Annotated in this window: 5 protein-coding genes; all 5 read left to right on the forward strand. The window is 35.4% G+C overall.

Annotated features, from left to right (window positions below):
* Positions 1-428: iron hydrogenase small subunit (locus AC3AX0_RS08835; protein WP_487549932.1), on the forward strand; the 428-nt coding region annotated here is incomplete at its 5' end.
* Between the two features lie 208 nt (positions 429-636).
* Positions 637-1,791 carry an aminotransferase class V-fold PLP-dependent enzyme gene (locus AC3AX0_RS08840; protein WP_487549936.1) on the forward strand — a complete coding sequence of 385 codons (1,155 nt, stop codon included), beginning with the start codon at positions 637-639 and terminating at the stop codon, positions 1,789-1,791.
* Between the two features lies 1 nt (position 1,792).
* Positions 1,793-2,863: a hypothetical protein gene (locus tag AC3AX0_RS08845; RefSeq protein ID WP_487549933.1), complete on the forward strand. Its 1,071-nt coding sequence runs from the start codon at positions 1,793-1,795 to the stop codon at positions 2,861-2,863.
* 13 nt (positions 2,864-2,876) lie between these two features.
* Positions 2,877-3,584 (forward strand): CvpA family protein, encoded by a 708-nt coding sequence (locus AC3AX0_RS08850; protein ID WP_487549934.1) that lies wholly within the window; start codon positions 2,877-2,879, stop codon positions 3,582-3,584.
* Between the two features lie 141 nt (positions 3,585-3,725).
* Positions 3,726-3,906, forward strand: a 181-nt coding sequence (locus AC3AX0_RS08855; RefSeq protein WP_487549935.1) for a sulfurtransferase TusA family protein, incomplete at its 3' end; no start/stop codon positions are given.

Below are 3,906 nucleotides of genomic sequence, written 5' to 3' on the forward strand. Positions count from 1 at the left end.
CAACAGGTATGATTAAGGAAACTACCCTTATTATTGGGGGACATAAAATTAATGTAGCTGTAGTATCTGGTGGAGCCGGAATTAAGGAAATGTTTAAAAGAATTAAAACTGGTAAAAAGCAATATCATTTTATTGAATTTATGGCATGTCCTGGAGGATGTGTTAACGGTGGAGGACAATCTTTTGTTTCTGCAAAAGAAAAGATCGAGGTGGACCCTAAAGTAAATAGAGCAAATGCCCTTTACGAAGAGGATACTGTAATGGTAAATAGAAAGTCTCATAAAAACCCAGAGATTATAAAACTTTATGAAACTTTCCTCAAGGAACCAAACAGTCATCTTTCACACAAGCTTCTTCACACTCACTATGAAGCAAAAGTAAAATATCCAATAGCAAATCAAGAAGATTTTAACGATTTAATCAAATAAAGCAAGAAAAGGCCTGTTTCAGGCCTTTTTTTTATTTGTAATATTATTGTATTGCTAATTATTTTAAACGGCCTCAAAATCGAGATAAATGAAGGTGGATTTTGGGAAATCAGAGACAAGTTATGTACACTGTATACAATATTGAAGATTCATATGAAATATCTTTACTCATGTGTATCTAGTAGATATAATAATAATGGGTGATTTAATGATATACTTAGACAATGCGGCTACTACATTTCCAAAGCCGGAATCGACATATTACTACATGAATAAATATACAAGAGAAACAGCGGCCAATCCTGGAAGAGGAAGTCACAGCATGGCAGTGGAAAGTGCTGAAATTATTTTTGAAACCAGGGAGCTATTAGCTGAGTTTTTCAATATAGAAGATTCCATGAATATAGTTTTTACAAAAAACTGTACGGAATCACTAAATATTGCAATCAAGGGTGTCCTTAAAAAAGGAGACCATGTAATTACTACATCCATGGAACATAATTCAGTTCTAAGACCTTTATCCACTATGGAATCTCGGGGTGTAGCGATGACCATAGTACAGGCAGATGAATTTGGAATGATTAATCCAAAGGATATTGAAAATGAAATAAGGAAAAATACAAGGATGGTTGTGTCTACTCATGTGTCAAACCTTACAGGTACCATAATGCCCATAGAGGAAATAGGAAAGATTTGCAGGGAAAAGGGCGTTTTATTTATGGTTGACTCAGCACAGAGTGCGGGACTGCTTGAAATAGATGTGAAAAAACAGAATATAGATATTCTAGCCTTTCCGGGTCATAAAAACCTATTCGGACCAATGGGAATAGGAGGGCTATATGTAAGTGAAGATGTTGAAATAGATACCTTTATAGAGGGTGGAACAGGAAGCATGTCAAGCGAAATAATCCAGCCTGACTTCATGCCTGACAAGCTTGAAAGTGGAACTCCAAATCTTCCGGGTATAGCAGGGCTCAAGGGAGGATTGGAATTTATACTGGAGACAGGAAGAGAAACCATCAGAAAGAGAGAAGACCAGTTGGTAAAAGTCTTTCTGGAAACTATTAGTTCCACGTGGAACATAGAATCCTACGGACCAAAAGATTTGAAATATAGAAGCGGAGTCGTATTGGTTAACATAAAAGATTTAGACTCATCGGAACTTGCTTCAATACTAGACAGAAAGTATTCAATTGCAGTAAGGCCGGGATACCACTGTGCTCCTCTTGCTCACAAGACTATAGGAACATATGAAAAAGGTGCAGTAAGATTCAGCATGAGCTGGTTCAACACCTTGAAGGATATAGAGCAGGCTTCACAAGCCCTCATTAAGATTGCTGATGAATGCGGTCAGGAAGAGTAAGATGATGAAAAAAATACTATTTTTCATAGTTGTTCTTGTAGTATTATTTGGTATTCTCTATTCCATGGGATTTTTAGACAATATAGTGGAACGTTTCAACGAGACAAGGATTTCAGTTGAAGTGGAAAGCGTAATTGATATGGATTCCCAAAAAGGAGAAGTGATTTTAGCCAGAGAGGGCTATTACATTGTTTATGATAATGTTCTTGAGACTTATGACTATAAGGGACAAATGTCAGATATACACGAATTTGATGGGTTTATTGAAAAGACCTTTCTTGGGAAGCACAAGTTTGTGAAGACAGCTGACTCGGTATATATTGAACTGGAAGGAAATTTTCTTGAAATGGAATATGATGTAGAAGAAAAGAAACTTCTAAACATAAGTCAGGATGAAAGAATTTTTGTTGTTGGTTCGGACTATGAAGAAACAACAAATACAGTAGATATATATGACAATACAATGAAGCTTCTAGGAACATTTGACAGTAATAGGATGCGAGTAATAAAGACTCTTGATTCGGATAATTCAGATGGTTTTATAGTGACTACATTCTCATATGAGGGCAGTTATATGTTTTCTAAAATAGGAGAATATCTTGTAGAAGGAATGTACAATCTATGGGAGCTGGATTTGAATAACGAAGTGGTTGTTTTTCAGTATACGGCCAAGGACGGAATTTATGTTGCTACAAACGAAAATTTGTACAAAATAAATAACGAGGGCAGTATATTATGGACCTACAGCGGGTATGACTATATCAAAGACTGTAAATTTGTTGATGATAAAATATTTCTTCTCACAGGAAAGGAAAAGAATTCTGTAACAACCATAGATACGGGAGGAAAGGTGGAAGGAATAATAAAGACTGAGGATGCCTATACGAGATTGGACGCTTACAAAGGTCATGTCTTTTTGAGCAACAGCGGTTTTATATCCTATATTTTAGATGAGAAGGTTATCATGGTTTATAATCCCGAGGGAGTTATAAAGGATCTGAAACTAAATGGTGACAAGATAAGACTGTTGTCGGAAAACAGCATTGTGGAACTTAATATAAAAATAGATTAACAGGAGGAATTTTATGGAATTCAATGTAATAGATATTGTAGTAGTGGTATTTATTCTGCTTGTATTAGGTAATGGATTCAGAAAAGGATTGATAATGTCCTTATTCGACCTTGTAGGTCTGATTGCTTCCTTCTTAATAGCTTGGAAATACCACTACATAGTCAGGGACTTCTTCATTGAAAGGACCGGAATTGTAGATTTTATTAACAACAATATAAGTACGAAGATCACCGATATAATAGGGGATCTGCCCAACAAGGAATTGGACCTTGGAGGTATATTCAAAGGATTTGGAAAACTTCCATTTGATATACAGAGGATAATGGAGGATTTCCTGCAGACATCAATAGGGGATACTGCCGAAGCCTATGCTCAGAGCATGTCCGACAAGATAACAAATGTGTTTTTGATAATCATTAGTTTTACTGTTGCATTTCTCATTACATATCTAATTCTTATGATAGTTGCAGGAGTTTTAAATGTGCTTTTCAAGGCACCAGTGTTAAATACGGCAAACAAGCTCTTGGGAGCTCTTTTCGGTCTTCTGAAGGCAGTTGTACTGCTGTATATAGTCTTTGCAATAGTATCTCCATTCATAGCAATGTCTGAAAAGGACAATATCATTACAACAGAGATACTGGAATCAAAATCAAGCGAAGTATTTTATGAAAATAATCTGATATTGAATTACCTTACATACAAGGGAATACTTGCAGAATAGGGTTCAAACAGTAAATAATTGTATAAAGATCTATAAAGATCTATAAAGACTATTGTTAGAATGGACAATAGTCTTTCCTTTTGATAGAATGAATAATATAGTAATATTCTCAGGTAGTAAGAATAGACAACGGGAGGAAATATGAAAGAAATTGATGCAAGAGGTCTGGCCTGCCCCCAACCAGTAATACTTACTAAAAAGGCATTGGATGAAAATAAGAATGTAATGGTAATAGTTGATAATGATACTGCAAAGGCTAATCTTATAAAGCTTGCGAAAAAAATGAAGTGTGAAGTTGCAGTAAAGGATGAAAACGATGGAA

The organism is Dethiosulfatibacter sp. (genome assembly GCF_983023055.1).

Excerpts from the sequence above, each read along its gene's own strand:
- AC3AX0_RS08850 (WP_487549934.1), top strand. The coding sequence starts at position 2,877 with ATGGAATTCAATGTAATAGATATTGTAGTAGTGGTATTTATTCTGCTT.
- AC3AX0_RS08845 (WP_487549933.1), top strand. The coding sequence starts at position 1,793 with ATGATGAAAAAAATACTATTTTTCATAGTTGTTCTTGTAGTATTATTT.
- AC3AX0_RS08840 (WP_487549936.1), top strand. The coding sequence starts at position 637 with ATGATATACTTAGACAATGCGGCTACTACATTTCCAAAGCCGGAATCG.